Source organism: Zhongshania sp. (genome assembly GCF_047636175.1).
Classification (GTDB): Bacteria; Pseudomonadota; Gammaproteobacteria; order Pseudomonadales; family Spongiibacteraceae; genus Spongiibacter.
In genome coordinates, this window is sequence record NZ_JBLIKC010000005.1 from 1 (window position 1) to 16890 (window position 16890).

General features: G+C 48.2%; 22 protein-coding genes, 3 tRNA genes and 1 pseudogene. 16 read left to right on the top strand and 10 right to left on the bottom strand.

Annotated features, from left to right (window positions below):
• Nucleotides 1–229 (bottom strand): annotated as a pseudogene (locus ACI955_RS03670) (hypothetical protein); the annotation flags it as partial.
• A gap of 181 nt (nucleotides 230–410) precedes the next feature.
• On the opposite strand from ACI955_RS03670, the gene ACI955_RS03675 reads away from it, so the two are divergent.
• The 5 genes from ACI955_RS03675 to ACI955_RS03695 all read left to right on the top strand — a co-directional run bounded on the left by ACI955_RS03675 (nucleotide 411) and on the right by ACI955_RS03695 (nucleotide 4794).
• Nucleotides 411–905: a gamma-glutamylcyclotransferase family protein gene (locus tag ACI955_RS03675; protein ID WP_415242386.1), complete on the top strand. Its 495-nt coding sequence runs from the start codon at nucleotides 411–413 to the stop codon at nucleotides 903–905.
• A complete protein-coding gene (locus tag ACI955_RS03680) occupies nucleotides 898–1473 on the top strand; it encodes an elongation factor P hydroxylase (protein WP_415242387.1) in 576 nt (191 codons plus the stop codon). Before ACI955_RS03675 ends, ACI955_RS03680 begins: the two co-directional genes overlap by 8 nt.
• Nucleotides 1474–1547: 74 nt before the next feature.
• Entirely contained in the window at nucleotides 1548–2666 is a 1119-nt protein-coding gene (locus tag ACI955_RS03685; RefSeq protein ID WP_415242388.1) for a 4-phosphoerythronate dehydrogenase, read from the top strand.
• A 69-nt stretch (nucleotides 2667–2735) separates the two neighbouring features.
• Nucleotides 2736–3881: an ATP-NAD kinase family protein gene (locus ACI955_RS03690; protein WP_415242389.1), complete on the top strand. Its 1146-nt coding sequence runs from the start codon at nucleotides 2736–2738 to the stop codon at nucleotides 3879–3881.
• On the top strand, nucleotides 3874–4794 hold the full coding sequence (locus ACI955_RS03695) for a class I SAM-dependent methyltransferase (protein ID WP_415242390.1): 921 nt from the start codon (nucleotides 3874–3876) through the stop codon (nucleotides 4792–4794). Before ACI955_RS03690 ends, ACI955_RS03695 begins: the two co-directional genes overlap by 8 nt.
• Before the next feature lie 54 nt (nucleotides 4795–4848).
• On the opposite strand, the gene ACI955_RS03700 is transcribed toward ACI955_RS03695, so the two are convergent.
• Nucleotides 4849–6087, bottom strand: a complete 1239-nt coding sequence (locus ACI955_RS03700) for a pyridoxal phosphate-dependent aminotransferase (RefSeq protein WP_415242391.1) — start codon at nucleotides 6085–6087, stop codon at nucleotides 4849–4851.
• Nucleotides 6088–6275: 188 nt separating this feature from the next.
• Here ACI955_RS03700 and msrB point away from each other — a divergent pair, with 188 nt between their 5' ends.
• From msrB to ACI955_RS03720, 4 genes are all read left to right on the top strand, one after another.
• Nucleotides 6276–6674: a peptide-methionine (R)-S-oxide reductase MsrB gene (msrB, locus tag ACI955_RS03705; RefSeq protein ID WP_415242392.1), complete on the top strand. Its 399-nt coding sequence runs from the start codon at nucleotides 6276–6278 to the stop codon at nucleotides 6672–6674.
• 156 nt (nucleotides 6675–6830) lie between these two features.
• Nucleotides 6831–6906: transfer RNA gene (locus ACI955_RS03710), tRNA-Glu, on the top strand.
• A 175-nt stretch (nucleotides 6907–7081) separates the two neighbouring features.
• Nucleotides 7082–7157: transfer RNA gene (locus ACI955_RS03715), tRNA-Glu, on the top strand.
• A 177-nt stretch (nucleotides 7158–7334) separates the two neighbouring features.
• Nucleotides 7335–7410: transfer RNA gene (locus ACI955_RS03720), tRNA-Gly, on the top strand.
• A 170-nt stretch (nucleotides 7411–7580) separates the two neighbouring features.
• Here ACI955_RS03720 and ACI955_RS03725 read toward each other — a convergent pair.
• Nucleotides 7581–7970: a PA2817 family protein gene (locus ACI955_RS03725; RefSeq protein WP_415242393.1), complete on the bottom strand. Its 390-nt coding sequence runs from the start codon at nucleotides 7968–7970 to the stop codon at nucleotides 7581–7583.
• Between the two features lie 224 nt (nucleotides 7971–8194).
• Here ACI955_RS03725 and ACI955_RS03730 point away from each other — a divergent pair, with 224 nt between their 5' ends.
• The 7 genes from ACI955_RS03730 to ACI955_RS03760 all read left to right on the top strand — a co-directional run bounded on the left by ACI955_RS03730 (nucleotide 8195) and on the right by ACI955_RS03760 (nucleotide 13066).
• On the top strand, nucleotides 8195–9109 hold the full coding sequence (locus ACI955_RS03730) for an ABC transporter ATP-binding protein (protein ID WP_415242394.1): 915 nt from the start codon (nucleotides 8195–8197) through the stop codon (nucleotides 9107–9109).
• A gap of 58 nt (nucleotides 9110–9167) precedes the next feature.
• Nucleotides 9168–9941, top strand: coding sequence for an ABC transporter permease (locus ACI955_RS03735; protein ID WP_415242395.1), 774 nt, complete (start codon nucleotides 9168–9170; stop codon nucleotides 9939–9941).
• Nucleotides 9942–9952: 11 nt separating this feature from the next.
• The gene (gene queF / locus ACI955_RS03740) at nucleotides 9953–10789 is read left to right on the top strand and encodes an NADPH-dependent 7-cyano-7-deazaguanine reductase QueF (RefSeq protein ID WP_415242396.1); all 837 of its coding nucleotides are present in this window, start codon (nucleotides 9953–9955) and stop codon (nucleotides 10787–10789) included.
• Nucleotides 10790–10898: 109 nt separating this feature from the next.
• The gene (locus ACI955_RS03745) at nucleotides 10899–11225 is read left to right on the top strand and encodes a hypothetical protein (RefSeq protein ID WP_415242397.1); all 327 of its coding nucleotides are present in this window, start codon (nucleotides 10899–10901) and stop codon (nucleotides 11223–11225) included.
• Nucleotide 11226: 1 nt separating this feature from the next.
• A complete protein-coding gene (locus ACI955_RS03750; RefSeq protein ID WP_415242398.1) occupies nucleotides 11227–11457 on the top strand; it encodes a hypothetical protein in 231 nt (76 codons plus the stop codon).
• 167 nt (nucleotides 11458–11624) lie between these two features.
• The gene (locus tag ACI955_RS03755) at nucleotides 11625–12197 is read left to right on the top strand and encodes a dUTP diphosphatase (RefSeq protein ID WP_415242399.1); all 573 of its coding nucleotides are present in this window, start codon (nucleotides 11625–11627) and stop codon (nucleotides 12195–12197) included.
• Nucleotides 12198–12208: 11 nt separating this feature from the next.
• The gene (locus tag ACI955_RS03760; RefSeq protein WP_415242400.1) at nucleotides 12209–13066 is read left to right on the top strand and encodes a hypothetical protein; all 858 of its coding nucleotides are present in this window, start codon (nucleotides 12209–12211) and stop codon (nucleotides 13064–13066) included.
• Between the two features lie 35 nt (nucleotides 13067–13101).
• Here ACI955_RS03760 and ACI955_RS03765 read toward each other — a convergent pair whose 3' ends face one another.
• From ACI955_RS03765 to tusD, 7 genes are read right to left on the bottom strand one after another with little or no spacing between them, the layout of a single operon-like run.
• Nucleotides 13102–13389, bottom strand: coding sequence for a 4a-hydroxytetrahydrobiopterin dehydratase (locus ACI955_RS03765; protein ID WP_415242401.1), 288 nt, complete (start codon nucleotides 13387–13389; stop codon nucleotides 13102–13104).
• Nucleotides 13386–14486 (bottom strand): tRNA (uridine(54)-C5)-methyltransferase TrmA, encoded by a 1101-nt coding sequence (trmA, locus tag ACI955_RS03770; protein ID WP_415242402.1) that lies wholly within the window; start codon nucleotides 14484–14486, stop codon nucleotides 13386–13388. The genes ACI955_RS03765 and trmA overlap by 4 nt, the downstream gene beginning before the upstream one ends.
• Before the next feature lie 26 nt (nucleotides 14487–14512).
• Nucleotides 14513–15505 (bottom strand): glycosyl transferase family protein, encoded by a 993-nt coding sequence (locus ACI955_RS03775; protein ID WP_415242403.1) that lies wholly within the window; start codon nucleotides 15503–15505, stop codon nucleotides 14513–14515.
• Between the two features lie 18 nt (nucleotides 15506–15523).
• Nucleotides 15524–15859: a TusE/DsrC/DsvC family sulfur relay protein gene (locus tag ACI955_RS03780; RefSeq protein ID WP_415242404.1), complete on the bottom strand. Its 336-nt coding sequence runs from the start codon at nucleotides 15857–15859 to the stop codon at nucleotides 15524–15526.
• A 1-nt stretch (nucleotide 15860) separates the two neighbouring features.
• Entirely contained in the window at nucleotides 15861–16124 is a 264-nt protein-coding gene (gene tusB / locus ACI955_RS03785; protein ID WP_415242405.1) for a sulfurtransferase complex subunit TusB, read from the bottom strand.
• Entirely contained in the window at nucleotides 16124–16477 is a 354-nt protein-coding gene (locus tag ACI955_RS03790) for a DsrE family protein (protein ID WP_415242406.1), read from the bottom strand. The genes tusB and ACI955_RS03790 overlap by 1 nt, the downstream gene beginning before the upstream one ends.
• Nucleotides 16478–16876 carry a sulfurtransferase complex subunit TusD gene (gene tusD / locus ACI955_RS03795; RefSeq protein WP_415242407.1) on the bottom strand — a complete coding sequence of 133 codons (399 nt, stop codon included), beginning with the start codon at nucleotides 16874–16876 and terminating at the stop codon, nucleotides 16478–16480. It lies immediately after the preceding gene.
• Nucleotides 16877–16890: the final 14 nt, after the last annotated feature.

Sequence of the window (16890 nt, forward strand, 5' to 3'; positions counted from 1 at the left end):
TGAGCCAAGGTAGCACCGCAACATTTTGGCCATTGGCCAAGCGTGCCCATCCCAGAATTTTTATTGCGTAGAGTTTTTCACGAGTCAGCGCATGGTGCGCGTATAGCAGACAAAGACCCTCGTATTCTGGTGAAATACGCAGGATTTGGTGCTGCTCTGTGCGTGAATAACGCAGAGGAAAGGGGATTATCTTCGCGGACGAAGGTTTGCCGTTGTTATGTGGAGCCATAAATCATTCCTCACGCAGCGGGCGGTACATTGCCGGCGGATATTGTGCTGAGTTTTCTCTTAAGCGCAAAATCTTTCAGGAAATGGCGTATTTGAAAGCCGAGTGACACTAAACCCAGTCGCGGCGATGTCTGTTTCTGTTAAAATTACTCCCTGTTTATTGATTTGCCAAGTGTTTGCTAATGACTTCTTGCTATTTTGCTTATGGCTCAAATATGAATCCGGCTCGTATGCGGGCGCGGGGCTTAGACTTTGTAAAGGCTGAGTCCGCCACCTTGCCGGGGTTTCGACTAGTTTTTAATAAGCAGTCGCACTGCCGGCCCAGCGTTGCCTACGCGAATGTTCAGCCCTCCAGTAATCGGCATGTCGAAGGTGTCTTATACACCTTGGCTAAGATCGATGAACTAGATTTGATGGATCACTATGAGGGGACCCCGGTGCGTTATAGCCGAGAGTGCCTCTATGTTGTGACCGCTGCTGGCTTGCGTTCAAGCTGGATCTATATGGCTAATCCTGCGTTTATCAACGATAGCTTATTGCCAGAAAGCAGTTATCTTAAGCATTTACTGGCAGGTCGCGATTTTTTGTCTGCGGATTATATGCAAATGCTGATGCGCCATGAGAGCATCTTGTCTGAGCCGATTGTTGGCGAAGAGGGTTTGTTGCGAAATGCCTGATGCGCTATTGGCAGCCCCGGATAAACGGGCTAACGTCGACATAATCTGCTCAGTCTTCGAATCTTGCTTTTGGCGTGATATGCAAACCCGCTTGATGGCTGGGGGCGACGAGCCTCTGTATCTCCCTGCCGATTCCCGTTGTGACTACCATCAAATCATTTTTCGGTCTGACTACGCGGCGAGCGCGCTGCACGAGGCCGCCCACTGGTGTATCGCCGGGGAGCAGCGGCGGCAGCAGGTCGATTATGGCTATTGGTATGAACCCGATGGTCGCGGTGTGGCGCAACAGCGCATATTTGAATCGGTGGAGGTCAAGCCGCAAGCTATCGAATGGTTATTTAGTGTCGCGGCTGGACGTCAATTCCGTGTTAGCCTCGACAACTTGGGTGGCGATGATATTGATCCATTTCCATTTCAGTTAGCGGTATGGCAAACCGTTCATTACTATCTTGCGAATGGACTGCCGCCGCGAGCGGTGTGCTTTTGGGACGCACTGCAAAAGCACTTCGGCTCAGGGCGCGCTACCGATCCATATTATTATACTCTTCAACGCATAAATTTTAATTAAATCATATTCTTAGTATTTATTGTTGATGCAGAACATAATACATTTTTTGCTTAACTATTGGAGGCGCGCAAGGCTTGAAAATCTTAGTTGATGAAAATATTCCCGCTGCCGTGGCGTGTTTTTCGCAGTTTGGCGACGTCCAGCAGGTAAGCGGTAGACAGTTATCAAACGCTGATATTGGCGATGCAGAGGTCCTTATTGTGCGCTCTGTCACCAAAGTCAACGAAACGTTGCTGGCCGGAACGGGCGTTCGATTTGTGGGTTCAACGACCATTGGAACTGATCATCTCGATCTATCCTATCTTGCGTCTGCAGGGGTTCGAGTTAGCAATGCGCCGGGCTCAAATGCGGAGTCAGTGGTGGATTATGTGATTAGTGCGATTTGCCGAATCGATAATCTACTCGAGCGCTTATTAATGGGTGAGTCGGTAGGCATTGTCGGCTTCGGCAATGTCGGGCAGCGCTTAAGTAGGCGCCTGAACGCGCTGGGGATAGCGTGGCGTGCCTATGACCCTTTGCTGGATCCTGCGAGCTTTCCTGGTCTGACAAGCTTGAATGGCGTTTTAAACAGTAGTCTGCTCTGCCTGCATGCGCCCTTGACGCGCGACGGGCCTTATCCAAGCTACCACATGCTCAACGCTGATCAGCTGGCTGCCATGCCCAAAGATGGCGTTTTGTTAAATGCCGGTCGTGGCGAGGTGATTGCCACCGAGGCCTTATTGGCATTGTGCGATAAACGAGCGGATATCAGTTTGGTTCTTGATGTTTGGGAGGACGAACCTGAATTCTCCGCAGCGCTGGCTTCATATTGTCGTATTGCCACCCCGCATATCGCGGGTTACAGCGCAGATGGCAAACTGACGGGGCTAAAAATGGTTGCCGCTGAATTGGCAGATTTTTTGGGTCTAAGCCTACGGCCGTTTGCTGTCTCCGCCAATATGTCAGAGGCAAGACCAGTAAGCTGCGATGGTGTCAATGTCGCCGACTTTATCCGGCATACCGTGACCTCGGTCTACGACGTCGAGTCTGATGCCGCGCGATTTCGTGGAATTATAGATGCCGTAGACCGCGCTCAGAAGTTTGATCTGTTGCGCAAGAATTACCCCGTTCGTCGTGAATTAGCATTTAGTGCCCTCACTGCGGCTAATCCGCAATTCTCAAACGTGCTTAGCGCCCTGCAGAGCGGGCGTTAAGAGATTAATTCGCTGTTTGCGTTGTTACTCAGATAGCTGCTTGCTAGCTGCTGATACCTAAGGGATGGAATGTTTAAACTTGGCTTAGTAGTAAATCCGCTTGCCGGCCTAGGTGGGCCTATCGCAATGAAGGGTAGTGACGGTCTTGATTTAAGCCGGGTTCAAGACGGTGATTTTGGTCGATCTACCGCCCGCGCATTGCGGTGTTTAGCGCGGATTGCCGCTGGTAATATCGGCGGTATTACTGTTTATGGGTTTTCAGGGCCTATGTCTGCTCAGGCTATAGATGCTTCGGATTTGAATATGGCGGCGTTGCCGTTCGTGTCCGTCGGTAATACTGCCAACCCAAATGAGACCACCGGTTCAGACACCAAAAATGCCGCTTTAGCACTGTTAGAGGCGGGCGTGGATCTACTGCTATTCGTTGGTGGCGATGGCACTGCGCGCGATATTTGCAGCGCCGTTGGGGCTGAGGTGCCATGTTTAGGCGTACCTGCGGGGGTCAAAATGCACTCGGGTGTGTATGCGGTAAGTCCAGAGAGCGCGGCAGATATAGTCTTGGCGCTGGTCGCTGGAGGCTTGGTTGAACTCGGTGAGCGAGAGGTGCGCGATATTGACGAAGACGCGTTCCGGGATGGGATTGTTCAAGCTAAGTATTTTGGCGAATTATTAGTGCCCAGTATTGGTGGATTTTTACAGCACGTAAAATCTGGGGGGCGAGAGCAAGAAGAGCTGGTGTTGGCCGATATCGCGGACCACATTGTTGAACTTATGGATTCAGAAACGCTATACATTATGGGGCCGGGCAGTACCGCTGCGGCCGTTATGTTGGCGTTGGGGCTCGAGAATACCCTGCTGGGTTTCGATGCAGTTTGTGATTCTACACTGCTTGGTTGCGACCTGAGTGCGTCGGCGATCATGGCGCTTATCGTTAGCCATAATGGGCCTGTAAAGGCGGTTATTACCGCAATTGGTGGCCAGGGGCATATTCTTGGTCGTGGTAATCAACAGCTTACGCCCGCCGTGATTCGGAAGATCGGTCGAGATAATTTCATTGTTATTGCCACTAAAACAAAAATAAGCCAATTACATTGCCGTCCGCTACTCGTTGATAGCAATGATGCAGCGCTAGATCTGGAGTGGCAGGGCTATATTCAAGTTGTCACGGGTTACCGCGACGTGGTGATGTATCGGGTGAGTGCCAGCGGTGATTGAGTTTAGCCACTTCAACAAAATAGCGGGCTTTGCTGAATGGCTGATATCGCCAGAAAAAGGCGCTCAACGCTTGTTCCACGGTCGCGGACAATGCTTCACAGGCTATGACTTTTTTACCGTAGACTACTTTGAGCCTGTGTTATGGCTTGTATTATATCGCGAGCCCGATGCGGATTTTTGGGGTCAATTTTGCGCCGCCTTGGAGCTTCAGTTTGCCGGTATTTGCAGTGCTGCCATTGTTCAGAATAGATATGATAAATCTCCTTCAACTTATTGTTTATGGGGTATTATTCCCAAAAAATTATATGCCGTTGAAGGCGTGAATAGGTTTGTACTGGATTTAAACAACAAGCAAAATATTGGCTATTTTATGGATATGCAGCCCACTCGCTTATGGCTCTCTGGGAGAGCGGCGGGGCAGCGGATTCTGAATTTATTTTCTTATACCTGCGCCTTTTCCGTGGCGGCCGAGCAGGCCGGTGCTGAGTCTGTTCTCAATATCGACACCAGCTGGCCGGCGCTGTCTCAGGGGCGGGAAAATCATAGGCTCAATCCGGTATTGAGGTCGGCAAAAGTGAAGTTTCTTGGCCACGATATTTTAAAGTCGTGGGGGCGTCTCAAAAAGCTGGGACCTTTTGATATTGTAGTTTGTGATCCACCGTCAAGACAGGAAGGTAGTTTTAATGCCTTTAAAGATTATCGCAAGTTGGTGCGTCAGTTTCCGGCTCTATTGCCTAGCGGTGGCGACGTGCTTGTATGCTTGAATGCGCCGTATTTAGGGCAAGGATTTTTAGAAGAAACTATGGCTACGTTCTGTCCATCAGCCACGTTTGTATCGCGGCTTGCGGGTCGACTAGATTTTCCTGAGGCAGATTCAGACTCTGCGCTAAAAGTGCTGCACTATCGACTTTAAGTTCAGTGGCGGAAGGGTGACCACAGCGAAGAGTTGCTGTGGTTTGATAACCTTTTAAGCTAGTCTTTTCGCTGCAAGCTGCTTGCGATAGGCGCCTAAAAACGCAGCAAAACGTTCAATGGCGTCGGCAAGATCCAGCTTATTTGGCAAAAATACAATCCTAAGATGGTCCGGCTGGGCCCAATTAAAACCACTACCATGCACTAGCAGTATTTTTTCCTGATTCAGTAAGTCTAATACCAGTTGCTCGTCATCGTGTATCGGGTACATCTCGGGATCTAGGCGCGGGAACATATAAATTGCCCCTGCCGGTTTGGTGCAGCTTACGCCGGGGATCTCATTGAGCATCTTATAAGCTAGATCGCGCTGCTCCAGCAAGCGGCCACCAGGCAGAATTAGCTCATTGATGCTTTGATAGCCGCCGAGCGCGGTCTGTACTGCGTGTTGCGCCGGCACGTTGGCGCATAGCCGCATAGACGAGAGGATATTAAGTCCTTCGATATAGTCTCCGGCGCGATCTTTGGCGCCGGAAACGATTAGCCAGCCGCTGCGGAAGCCCGCAAGTCGATACGCTTTCGATAAACCATTAAACGTTAAGCAAAGAACATCTGCCTTCAGGCTGCCTACGGGGATATGAACCGCGTCGTCATAGAGGATTTTGCTGTAAATTTCGTCGGCAAAAACAACTAAGCTGTGCGCTTCTGCTATCGCAACCAGTTGCTCTAGCATGTCACGGCTGTAGACCGCGCCCGTTGGATTGTTGGGATTTATAATGACTATCGCTTTAGTATTTGCGGTGATTTTGCCAACAATATCTTCGATAGAAGGCTGCCAGCCATTATCTTCCTCACAGATGTAGTGCACCGGAGTCGCACCAGAAAGCGATACTGCCGCAGTCCAGAGCGGGTAATCTGGCGCTGGAATAAGGACTTCGTCGCCTTGGTTAAGCAGGGCCTGAGTCGCCATGCTAATCAGCTCGCTGGCGCCATTACCAAGATAAATATCATTGACGCCGACACCGGGAATGCCGATCTTTTGACACTCTTGCATGATGGCCTTACGAGCACTGTAAAGACCCTTAGAATCGCTATAGCCTTCGCTGTCGGGCAGCATTCTAATTACGTCTTGAATGATTTCGTCGGGTGCATTAAATCCAAAGGCGGCGGGATTGCCAATATTCAGCTTGAGAATCCGGTAGCCTTCTTCTTCGAGTTCATTGGCGCGCTGAAGCACGGGCCCGCGAATGTCGTAGCAAACGTTGTTGAGTTTTTTTGATTTTAAATGATGGCCCATGTCCCGCCTTCTTGGCCGGCAGCAAACCGGCGTCTCAGTATTCAGGGCGCAGTATACCGTACTGCTAACCCGCGCAATTCATCTTGTGTGTTATTTACAGCGGTATAAACTAAGTTGGTGTATAACGCGTAAAATATAACCAGCGGACAAGTATACGTGCTTGAGGGCGACTAGGTGGAGAGGTATTCATGGAAAAGTTAGTGAAATCTGAACAGGAATGGCGCGCACATCTTACTGAAGATGAGTTTTATGTGTGTCGTCAAAAGGGGACTGAGCGCGCATTTACCGGCGAGTACTGCGACGAAAAAGCGGTGGGCAGCTATGTCTGTCGGTGTTGTGGCCAAGCGCTATTTGAATCTGAAACTAAGTATGACTCCGGATCTGGTTGGCCTAGTTTTTATAGTCCGGTTGCCGAGGAGGCTGTGGGTGTTAATCGCGACGCTAGTCACGGCATGGTTCGCGAAGAGGTTGTATGCGCTCGATGTGATGCCCATCTAGGCCATGTCTTCCCAGATGGTCCTCAGCCAACTGGGTTGCGCTACTGTATCAACTCACTTTCATTGCGACTTGATGACTCAGCTGAGTGAATAACGCTCGATCTGGCTGTTAAGTAGTCGATTTAAGTGGTTATTTTGCTTTTTTTGCACTAACTGTTAAAAGCGACTTGACGGCAGGCTCTAAGGTTTCTAAAATTCGCGCCACTTTCAGACGTCAAGTGACTCGGAGTCTGGAAGGTTTGCGGCGTCCCCTTCGTCTAGTGGCCTAGGACACTGCCCTTTCACGGCAGTAACAGGGGTTCGAGTCCCCTAGGGGACGCCATTATTTCACATTGTTGGGGTAGCCAGCAGTGTTAAAAGAGAAGCAGAAATGCTTCTCTTTTTTTTTGCTATTTTTCCATGATTTAGTGCCAAAATGGCCTTGACGGGGTGGGGGAGTCCCTCTAGAATTGCGCCCTCTTTCAGGGACAGCAATATTGCCCTGAGAGGCTCGCGGCGTCCCCTTCGTCTAGTGGCCTAGGACACTGCCCTTTCACGGCAGTAACAGGGGTTCGAGTCCCCTAGGGGACGCCAATTTCTGCGTTATAGCGCGTAGAAAACCGTCAGAAAATGCCAGCCACGGTGTTGTTGACAGTGTGAGGAAAACTTTCTAAGATGCAGCCCGGCTTGACAGGGCAAAATTAGAAAGTGTTTTTATTAAGACTGTACGTTGGTTTTGTCTATTTTTGAAATGACAAAATACCGGAATTTGCGGGAATAGCTCAGTTGGTAGAGCGCAACCTTGCCAAGGTTGAGGTCGGGAGTTCGAGCCTCCTTTCCCGCTCCAAATTCTAAAAAGCGAAGCGTTTGCTTCGCTTTTTTTTCGCCTGCTATTTAGTGAGTTCAGTTCATGAGATTGATTTTTAGATGCAGGTTTTAAGCGCGGTTTTTCCCTAAAGCTCTTGACCATGGGTCCCAGTCATAAGTCATAGCACCATTTGAGCAGACTAATCCGATTTAATGCATATTGAACGCCTGGGCTCGAAGGTTGCGGTAGCAAGTACTGCCATTATTATTGAGCTCGTAGTAACGTTCTTCTAAGTCCTGGTATTTTTGTATCTCTTCATCGCCTAAGAAATGCAGGCAATCGCCGCCGTAGAACCAAAGCAAGTCGCGGTGAACTTGAGGGGTAATGTCTGGGTAGTGGCTGATAATACGGGTAATAATTTGTTGGCCGATAAGGGCATAATCACCATTGCTATCGAAGCTACGCTCGAGCTCTAAAAACAAATCCAATAATTCTTTATTGCTTTCTTCGCTGTGCGTGGGGTGTTGATAGACCATCTTCATGCATAGTTCGTTAAGTGCGGTATTTAGTTGACGGTAGTAATCTAATCGCGTTGTCACTGTTGCTCCATTTCCTTTAGATTTCAGACTTTAGTGTATTCCACTGCGTGAGCGTGGCAAAATGAGCGGCTTAAAGCGGCTGTTTGCCAGTGCAAATAGTGCTCTCAGTATTGTTAGTCATCACAATTCTATGAAGGCTAACCGACCAAACTGGTTCCATATATTTAAGTAGCCATCATTCAGGCAGATACTGTTTCAGGCTAAGACTATTTTAGGCGAATACTATGGCAATTGCCCTGCAAATTAAAGGCTTGCGTAAAGTCTATGACAATGGCTTTGAAGCACTTAAAGGGATTGATCTCGAAGTAAACGAAGGTGATTTTTTTGCGCTACTTGGCCCTAACGGTGCAGGAAAGTCGACTACGATTGGGATTGTTTCGTCGCTAGTAAAAAAGACGGCGGGTGATGTCTTTGTTTTTGGTCATTCCATTCAATCGGATTTGGCTGCGGCGAAGCGCGAGATCGGTGTGGTCCCCCAGGAATTTAATTTCTCCAATTTTGAAACTGTGTGGGATATCGTCGTAAACCAAGCGGGCTACTATGGTTTAAATAGGGCTATTGCCGGAGAGCGGGCTGAAAAGTATCTTAAGAGGCTCAGTTTGTGGGATAAGCGCAACGTCGCTTCCAGGATGTTGTCAGGCGGTATGAAAAGACGCTTGATGATTGCTCGTGCCCTTGTCCACGAGCCACGGTTATTAATTCTTGATGAGCCAACAGCGGGTGTCGATATCGAGTTGCGGCGCTCAATGTGGGAGTTTTTGACTGAGATTAATCGCAGTGGCACAACGATTATCCTCACTACCCATTATTTGGAAGAAGCTGAGAGTTTATGTCGTCATATCGCCATTATTGATGACGGTCAGATTGTTGAAAATACCAGCATGAAAGCTCTGTTAAGACAGCTTCATAAAGAAGTTTTTATTTTTGATACCCGCGATGTGATTTCACCTGATATAGAAATAGAGGGATTTCAGGTCCGCTATGTCGACGAACATATGATGGAGTTCGTGTTGAAGAAGGGCACCTCACTAAATCAGGTGTTTGCCGCCTTAAATAAGCAGGGCCTAGTAATTACCAGTATGCGTAACAAGTCCAATCGCTTGGAGGAGTTATTTGTATCTTTGTTAGCGCCAAAGTAAGCCGAACATTTTTTTGCTAGCGCAGGCACTCGCCGGCGTTTAACAGACGGAGTATTCAATGACATTAGCAGAGCAGTGGGTTGCCTTTTACACCATTGTCCGCAAAGAAATTCGACGTTTCCTTCGTATATGGATGCAGACTTTGTTGCCGCCTGCCATTACGATGTCGTTGTATTTTGTGATCTTTGGCGCCCTGATAGGCTCGCGTATCGGCCAGATGGGCGGCTTTTCTTATATGGAATTTGTGGTGCCGGGCCTAATTATGATGTCGGTAATCACCAACGCCTATTCCAATGTGGTGTCCTCATTTTTTGGCGCCAAATTTCAGCGCTTTGTGGAAGAAATATTGGTGTCGCCGATGTCGAATAATACTGTGCTTTGGGGGTTTGTGCTTGGCGGAGTTACCCGCGGTTTACTCGTCGGTTTGATTGTAACGATGTTGTCGATGTTTTTTACCAGCCTACATATTGAGCATATATGGATAACCATCGCCATTGTATTGATGACTTCGATTATGTTCTCGCTCGCTGGTTTTATTAATGCCGTATTTGCGAATAATTTTGATGATGTATCCATTGTGCCGGTCTTTGTATTAACGCCTCTCACTTATCTTGGCGGAGTTTTTTATTCGATCGATTTATTACCCGATTTTTGGGCGGATGTATCACGTCTTAATCCCATGTTGTACATCGTCAACGCGTTTCGCTACGGCGTGCTAGGCGTGTCTGACGTTAATGTGACGACCGCATTTTTCATGGTTGGGGGTTTTACTTTGGCGGCATACGCTTACTGTATGTATCTATTGTCTAGCGGCACGCGCTTGCGTCAGTAGTGGGGGGTTCGGTGACTAAGAACAATGGCCATGGGCCTCTCGGGGAGAAAGTCAGGTATCCCGATCAGTACGATCCTTCCTGTTTACATGCCATTGCCAGGCAACAGGGACGCGATTGCTTGGGAGTGGCCGCGACATCGGCTCTGCCGTTTAGCGGGGTAGATATCTGGAATGCCTACGAATTATCTTGGCTTAGTAAATCTGGTAAGCCTAAAGTGGCGTGCGCGGAATTTCGCTTTCCCGCTGATAGTCCTAATATCATCGAATCAAAATCCTTTAAATTATATTTAAACTCGTTCAATCAGTCGCGGATTGACGATGCAGAGACGGTTAGGCAAACCCTTGCAAACGACCTGGGGCTGGCAAGCGGCGCGGATGTTGAGGTTGCCGTGCATACGCCAACACACTGGACTCAGGCCTATCGCGTCGCTGACCCCAAGGGTGAGTGTCTAGACGAATTGGATATCAGTCCGACCACCTATACTCCGGCGGCGCAACTACTGACTTTGGAAAGTGATAACGTTGTTAGCGAAGTACTGTACAGCCATTTATTGCGCTCACGCTGCCCAGTTACCTCACAGCCTGATTGGGCGCGTGTCGATATTCGGTATCGAGGGCCGAAGATCAACCGACAGCAATTACTGGCTTATATTATATCTTTTAGAGAGCATGATGATTTTCATGAGCACTGTGTTGAGCGGATGTTTAGTGATATTAGCAAATACTGCCAACCGCAATCATTAACAGTTTATGCTCGCTATACCCGAAGAGGCGGTTTGGATATCAATCCTTGGCGTAGCAACGACCACTCGCAGACCCCCTCCAATGAACGTGACGTGCGTCAATGAGCTGCTGAAGGCGATGCGTGCCTTAAGTCCGGTAGGTAAATTACCGGATGGTTTGGCCGCTATGTATGCTCATAATAGCCCTCATTAATGGATCTGAATGAGAGTTGTGATGTTGGTAGCAAGTTATTTAGTTGGTTTTGATAATCAAGACACGGTGAGACATCTCGCTGTCGACAATATCTTGCCTGAGCAACTGCAATGCCTTGAGATACACTTATGCTCGAGAGGGCATGATGCTGACGAGATATCGAACATTGTCGATCTCGCGCTGTTGTTTCCAAATGCCGATCCGTCCTGCCATATTATATGTCTGCCATCTATTCCGCCTAATGTCGTGAGTCATTTATTAGCCGGTAAATCTTTGCAGGTCATGGACTTCGCCAGCGGTCGAAAGGTCTCTTTGTTATACCCTGTTCAGCAGCAGCGGTGCGCTTAATATGAGTTATATGCAAAAGAGTCGACCCTTAGAATCTAGGTTCTACTCAGTGCATGGTCCCCAATCAACTATCCGTCTTTGCCTGCAAGATCGACGCTTAAGTTATGGTCCAAATTTTTTAGCGCAGATTCCCGATATTATCGGTGATCGGCTAGGAAATGATTGCCGAGAAGTCGTGAGCGCTGAATTACTGAATTACTTTATTGAGTTAGGTGAAAACCTGTCTAGCTAGACTCTTTGAACTAAAAATCCATCTAATTTATAAAGCGGCAAATAGTCGCTGCTTAATAGCTCCCCCTTGTTTATCATGTGCACTCAGATTTTAGATGGGTGGATGAAATAGTGTCTTATTCAATGCGTCGACCAGCATTTATTACTATGCTGGACCTGCAAAACCGTATGAATAGTAAAGTCCATAGCGATTGGATGAATCAAGGCAATGCTTGGTATCGCGCGGTTTGGATTGAGTGTGGCGAGCTTATGGATCACTACGGCTATAAGTGGTGGAAAAAGCAGCAGCCAGATATGGCGCAGGTTCAGCTTGAAGTTGTTGATATATGGCACTTCGGCATGAGCGCTTTATTTAAAGAGGGTGTCAAGATTGAGACGCTGGCGGATGACATACTCGCCGCTCTTGAAGGGCATCGCGGGGCGGGATTAGGCCTATTAGAAGCCACCGAGGCCTTAGCTGAACATTGCTTGCGAACTAAGGGATTTTCGGTGCCTATATTTTGGGACCTGATAACGGCGGCCGAACTCAGTTTTGACGATCTTTATAAACAGTATGTTGGCAAGAATGTGTTGAATTTTTTCCGCCAAGACCACGGTTATAAAGATGGCAGTTATATCAAAATATGGCAGGGCCAAGAAGATAATGTGCACTTGGTTGATATTTTAGCCAGCGCCGATGTCCAGTCACTCAAATTTGCCGATGATGTATACCAAGGTTTAGTCGAAAGATATCCAGCGTAGGTGAACCGATTATGTCGTCAGACCAGCTTTCTACTTCAGCGTTAGCCAAGCAGGGCGAAATTTCTGTTCAACAGCTATTTTCTGTTCTTAAGGATTATGGCTGGATACGCAAAATCGATGACGGCTGGGTACTAACCAGTAAGGGCGAGTTTGAGGGCGGGAGTTATTTAACCAGCAAGCGCTATGGTCGTTATATTGTCTGGCCTCCAAACTTGCTAGACCATCAGCTATTTAAGGCGATGGAAACTAATAAGCTGCTGTCTGCTACGGCGCTAGGTCGCGTGGAAGGACTCAGCGGGCGGCAGCTGAATCGGCTATTTGTTGAGCTTGGCTGGCTTCAAGCTAGTCTGCGTGGTTGGGAGCTGACGGCCGCGGGTAGTTCACTGGGTGGTCAGGTTTTTGAAAATCAGCAGAGCAGTTTGAGTTATGTCATGTGGCCGGAAGATATCCGCGGGCGTGAGGCATATATCCGCCTGCTGCGGCAGTGTCGGCTAGACGAGCAAGCTAGCGATGACTTGTTTGAAGGGAAGGTGTCTGGCTGGGTTGCCTTAGATGGTGTGGCATGTAAAAACCGTGAACACTGTTTTATCGCCCAATGGCTTTATCTCGCTGGGATTCGCTACCATATTTATCGCTCGCTGCCGGTTGATGAGTTACAAGTCAGTGATTTCTATTTGCCGGACAGTGCGGTTTGTCTTGAATACTGGGGAGCGAATGAGCATTCAGATGGTATTTCAGCGCGTATGCGGCGAGCCGAAATATATAAGCAGTTAGGCTTGGCGGTTTTAGATATCCACCCTGAAGATATCGCCACGCTCGACGATTATCTTAGTCGCCACCTGCAGCAGCTTGGTGTGGATTTTTATTAATCGCGACATTCAAAAAAGGGCTAAGCTATACCTTGCTAACGGCCAAACTCGATTTTTATGGCTTCTGCTAACGCTAGATCTTTAGCGGTAAGGCCGCCAGCATCATGAGTGGTTAAGGCGATAGATACCGTGCTATAGACATTACTCCACTCGGGATGATGATCAATTTTTTCAGCGCGAATTGCCACCCGAGTCATAAATGAGAATGCGCTGATAAAGTCGTCAAACTTATACACGCGGCATAATTTTCCGTCTGTCAGTTCCCAGTCCTGCAAATGCTTAAGTGCATGACTAATTTCTACGTCTGTTAACTTCACTGTCATGATTTGACCCTTCTCGTTAAAAATACACCTGATTCCATATGCTGAGTGTAGGGGAATTGATCGAAAAGAGCGAAGGCATCGACGTTATGTGTTTGAATTAATATTTGTAAATCTCGATACAGCGTTTCTGGGTTGCATGAGATATACAGGATATTCGCAAAGCCGGTAATGAGATGACGAGTATTGTCGTCCAAACCGGCGCGCGGCGGGTCTACCAATACGGTATTAATGTTATAGCTGTCTAAATCTATGTGCCGTAAACGATGGAAGGTACGCACCTTATTAAGCGCCGAGGTAAGTTCCTCACTCGACATTCGCAATACCTCAATATTGGTCGCCGCATTGAGTGCAAAATTTTCATGAGCGGCTTTAACCGATGTTTTTGAAATTTCGGTTGCTAGCACTTTTCGGAATTTCGTCGCTAGTGGAATTGTGAAATTACCATTGCCACAATAAAGCTCAAGTAAATCAGCGTGGGTATTTTCGCCGACCCTAGCCTTGGCCCAGCTAATCATTGTGGCGTTTAGTTTGCCGTTGGGCTGGGTAAACCCCCCCTCATATTGATGATAGAGATAGCGTTCACTGTCGATCTGTAATTCTTCAAGGACATAGTCGCGATCAAGAACCACTTTTTGCTTCTTGCTGCGGCCAATAATTTGAATTTTCAAAGCATTGGCAAGATCTCGAGCTAGTAATTCCCATTCCTCATCTAGGCGGCGGTGATATATCAGGCTTACTAGCATGTCGCCGCTTAGGGTGCTAAGAAATTCCACTTGGAAAAGCCGCTTACTCAAAGTCTGCTGGCTATTGAGCTTTTCCAGTAGCACTGGCATCAAGTCATATATGGCTTTAGAGGCTATGGCGAACTGGTCTACTCTAACCGGTATTTTGGGCTCTGCAGGGTCAAACATGGCGTAATAAGCGGAGCCTTTGTCGTGCCATAAGCGAAATTCAGCGCGCAGTCGGTAGTGTGCCGGTTCGGATGGGAAAACAGTTGGCGTCGGCAGCGCCAAATCGCTAAATAGCGCAGTAACCGCACTGGCTTTATTTTCTAGGATGGCTGGGTAATTACTAATCTCGACGGGATTTAAGCTCATAGCGGCTCCGGTAATAGTGGCGCTTTTCAGCGTGATGCGAGGCGCTTGCGATCTCGGTTTTGCCAGATACTCTCGGCGCGATCAAAACATTGTTGTTGGTCGAGGTCTGGTGCGCGTAATTGCAGCGTGATGGCGATGGTACCTAAAATAGCTAGCCGACCATAATGGGTCATATTGTCGTTCTGCCAAGCGTTAACAAGATCGTTGACATTGAGTGTCTCGTGTTTTTCCTGACGTCCGTCGAGCAGTTTTGGCCATTCGGTTTCGGACAGCACGCCATTGTGAGCCATCCTTACTTTACAGACGGCTTCCGGCTTGCGCTCGGCTTCACCGGCTTCGCCTTTAAATACGGCTGCGTGGGGCTGACCCAGCAACACGGCGGCCTGTTGATGGTTAGCGCCATATGCGGGATGAAAAATACTCTGCAGCGAATAGGGGGCAGCTAGCGGGTTGAGTAAACGCGATAGGGTGTGCACTGGCGAGCGCAGGCCAAATTGATTGCGCAGGTCTATCATCCGCTGCAGCATAGGCGAAAATTTTGCCAAGGGTAAATAGGCAAAGTTGGATGTTTCAAGTTTGTCACGCACTTGCTGCCAGTCGGTGGCGGGCGACTCACCAATAGCGTCAAGGACATGCTCGCTGTAGATGCGTTCCGCTGTGTGTCCGGCCGCACCATGCATAAAAACGCGTAAACCACTATCGGCTAAGGCAAGAGCCGCCAGTAAGTACCACGGCAATTGACGCCGTTTGCCTGCATAGCTAGACCAGTCTAGGTCGACCGCAATGGCAGGTGCCGATAGCGTATCTCTCACCGCATTAACAAATCCGGCAAGTTCTTCATGGCTCTCCTCTTTGACGCGAAGTAGCATAAGAAATGCGCCAAGTTGCACATCTTCAACTTCACCGCGCAGTATCATTCCCATGGCATCGCGGGCTTCGGCTTGCGTCAGCGAGCGTGAGCCGGTTTTACCTTTGCCAAGGATGCGCACGTATTGCGCGAAGGGATGTTCTTCCGTCATGATCTTACTCATAGAGATTTAAAGGCAGTTGTCAGGTCTCGGGAGACCTGCAATCTTACTGAGACTTTTTGCAGGGCTATCCGGAAAATACCGCAAGAAGTAGAGACTATTGCCCTTGTCGGCACCCAGTTCTAGTTTTGCGTATTTTATCAGCGGCCGCATCGCCGGGGATAGGCCAAATTGCTGGTAAAACCGCTGCACTAGTACAATGAGCTCCCAGTGTTGATCGCTTAGCGTGATGTTGCAAGTTGTCGCTAATGCGCTGGCAACATCGGGCGACCAATCACTAAGATTTTTTAGAAAGCCATCCTTGTCGGTGGCAATGTCTTGATTGAGTGCAGAAAAATTCACCATATTACCAACTTATGCAATGTGTATGTGCGGCACATAAATCGACGAATTGTAGGTAGTCTAAGGTTTTAACATTGCCAGGCGTCTTTATACCTCTGCGTTGAACGTCATCTAACAGTACATAGACCGCAGTGCTGGTGTCGATGGCACTATATATTGAGGGTAATAAAACCACAGCGTCTTCAATTAGTATCAATGAGTCTGCATTCGTAACGCCGCTTTTGCACCTTGGCAGGCTGTCTGGGCTATTTAGTATGTGTAAGCGCATTAAAAACTCTGTATTCGATCAGCGGTGGCCATTAATTCTTCGAGCGCGACAGGTGAAATAGCCGCCGCATGCGGCACCAACTCGATCTCTTTTATATGCCGCGCTTGCCGGTCCTGCTCTAAGTAATAGATACATTCGATATCGTATAGAGGCAGGGCGTTAATTACACCCATATGCGGTTTTGCCTCAACACGCGGTGCATCGTTAGCTGCCAAGAGTTGATATATCGCATCTTGTAAAAAGACAATACTAACTTTCTGATCAAAGGCCGCCGTTGCCAAGGCCATATCTAGCGCCTCCCGTGCAAAACTATGCCCGTAAGCTTGGCGAGTAAATAAATAGAGAAAGTGCATCTAATTTCCAAACCGTATTACGCGATCTGCGTGCATGCATGCATCAACCCACTGGCCAAGTCCACCAATATTGAATCCGCTGGCCATATTATGGCCGCTGACGTTGTAGCGCTCTGCTTCTTTTTGATCGATGACGCCGCGACGCAAGGCACTAGATACACAAACGACTAAATCTAGTTCATGTTCCTGCTGAAACGCTTGCCATTGGCTAGGGATGGATTTTTCGTCTTGCGGCGGGGTAATAAATTTATTTGCGCAATGCACACCATCGTTAAAAAAGAAGACACGATAAATACGGTGTTCACGTTCAATAATAGCTTTGCAAAATTGTAGGGCGGTTTTGCTCGACTGATCAGAGTAGGGCTGACCGGTCACTAAAATAGCAAAACAGAGGCTCATAAGAGCCTCTGTTT

What these genes read in the sequence shown, in the direction of transcription:
- tusD (WP_415242407.1), bottom strand. Translation starts at nt 16,876, where the DNA reads ATGAGCCTCTGTTTTGCTATTTTAGTGACCGGTCAGCCCTACTCTGAT.
- ACI955_RS03750 (WP_415242398.1), top strand. Translation starts at nt 11,227, where the DNA reads ATGAGTTATATGCAAAAGAGTCGACCCTTAGAATCTAGGTTCTACTCA.
- ACI955_RS03765 (WP_415242401.1), bottom strand. Translation starts at nt 13,389, where the DNA reads ATGACAGTGAAGTTAACAGACGTAGAAATTAGTCATGCACTTAAGCAT.
- ACI955_RS03790 (WP_415242406.1), bottom strand. Translation starts at nt 16,477, where the DNA reads ATGCACTTTCTCTATTTATTTACTCGCCAAGCTTACGGGCATAGTTTT.
- msrB (WP_415242392.1), top strand. Translation starts at nt 6,276, where the DNA reads ATGGAAAAGTTAGTGAAATCTGAACAGGAATGGCGCGCACATCTTACT.
- ACI955_RS03680 (WP_415242387.1), top strand. Translation starts at nt 898, where the DNA reads ATGCCTGATGCGCTATTGGCAGCCCCGGATAAACGGGCTAACGTCGAC.
- ACI955_RS03745 (WP_415242397.1), top strand. Translation starts at nt 10,899, where the DNA reads ATGTTGGTAGCAAGTTATTTAGTTGGTTTTGATAATCAAGACACGGTG.
- ACI955_RS03735 (WP_415242395.1), top strand. Translation starts at nt 9,168, where the DNA reads ATGACATTAGCAGAGCAGTGGGTTGCCTTTTACACCATTGTCCGCAAA.
- ACI955_RS03700 (WP_415242391.1), bottom strand. Translation starts at nt 6,087, where the DNA reads ATGGGCCATCATTTAAAATCAAAAAAACTCAACAACGTTTGCTACGAC.
- ACI955_RS03775 (WP_415242403.1), bottom strand. Translation starts at nt 15,505, where the DNA reads ATGACGGAAGAACATCCCTTCGCGCAATACGTGCGCATCCTTGGCAAA.
- ACI955_RS03755 (WP_415242399.1), top strand. Translation starts at nt 11,625, where the DNA reads ATGAATAGTAAAGTCCATAGCGATTGGATGAATCAAGGCAATGCTTGG.
- ACI955_RS03675 (WP_415242386.1), top strand. Translation starts at nt 411, where the DNA reads ATGACTTCTTGCTATTTTGCTTATGGCTCAAATATGAATCCGGCTCGT.
- ACI955_RS03730 (WP_415242394.1), top strand. Translation starts at nt 8,195, where the DNA reads ATGGCAATTGCCCTGCAAATTAAAGGCTTGCGTAAAGTCTATGACAAT.
- trmA (WP_415242402.1), bottom strand. Translation starts at nt 14,486, where the DNA reads ATGAGCTTAAATCCCGTCGAGATTAGTAATTACCCAGCCATCCTAGAA.
- ACI955_RS03760 (WP_415242400.1), top strand. Translation starts at nt 12,209, where the DNA reads ATGTCGTCAGACCAGCTTTCTACTTCAGCGTTAGCCAAGCAGGGCGAA.
- ACI955_RS03780 (WP_415242404.1), bottom strand. Translation starts at nt 15,859, where the DNA reads ATGGTGAATTTTTCTGCACTCAATCAAGACATTGCCACCGACAAGGAT.
- ACI955_RS03690 (WP_415242389.1), top strand. Translation starts at nt 2,736, where the DNA reads ATGTTTAAACTTGGCTTAGTAGTAAATCCGCTTGCCGGCCTAGGTGGG.
- tusB (WP_415242405.1), bottom strand. Translation starts at nt 16,124, where the DNA reads ATGCGCTTACACATACTAAATAGCCCAGACAGCCTGCCAAGGTGCAAA.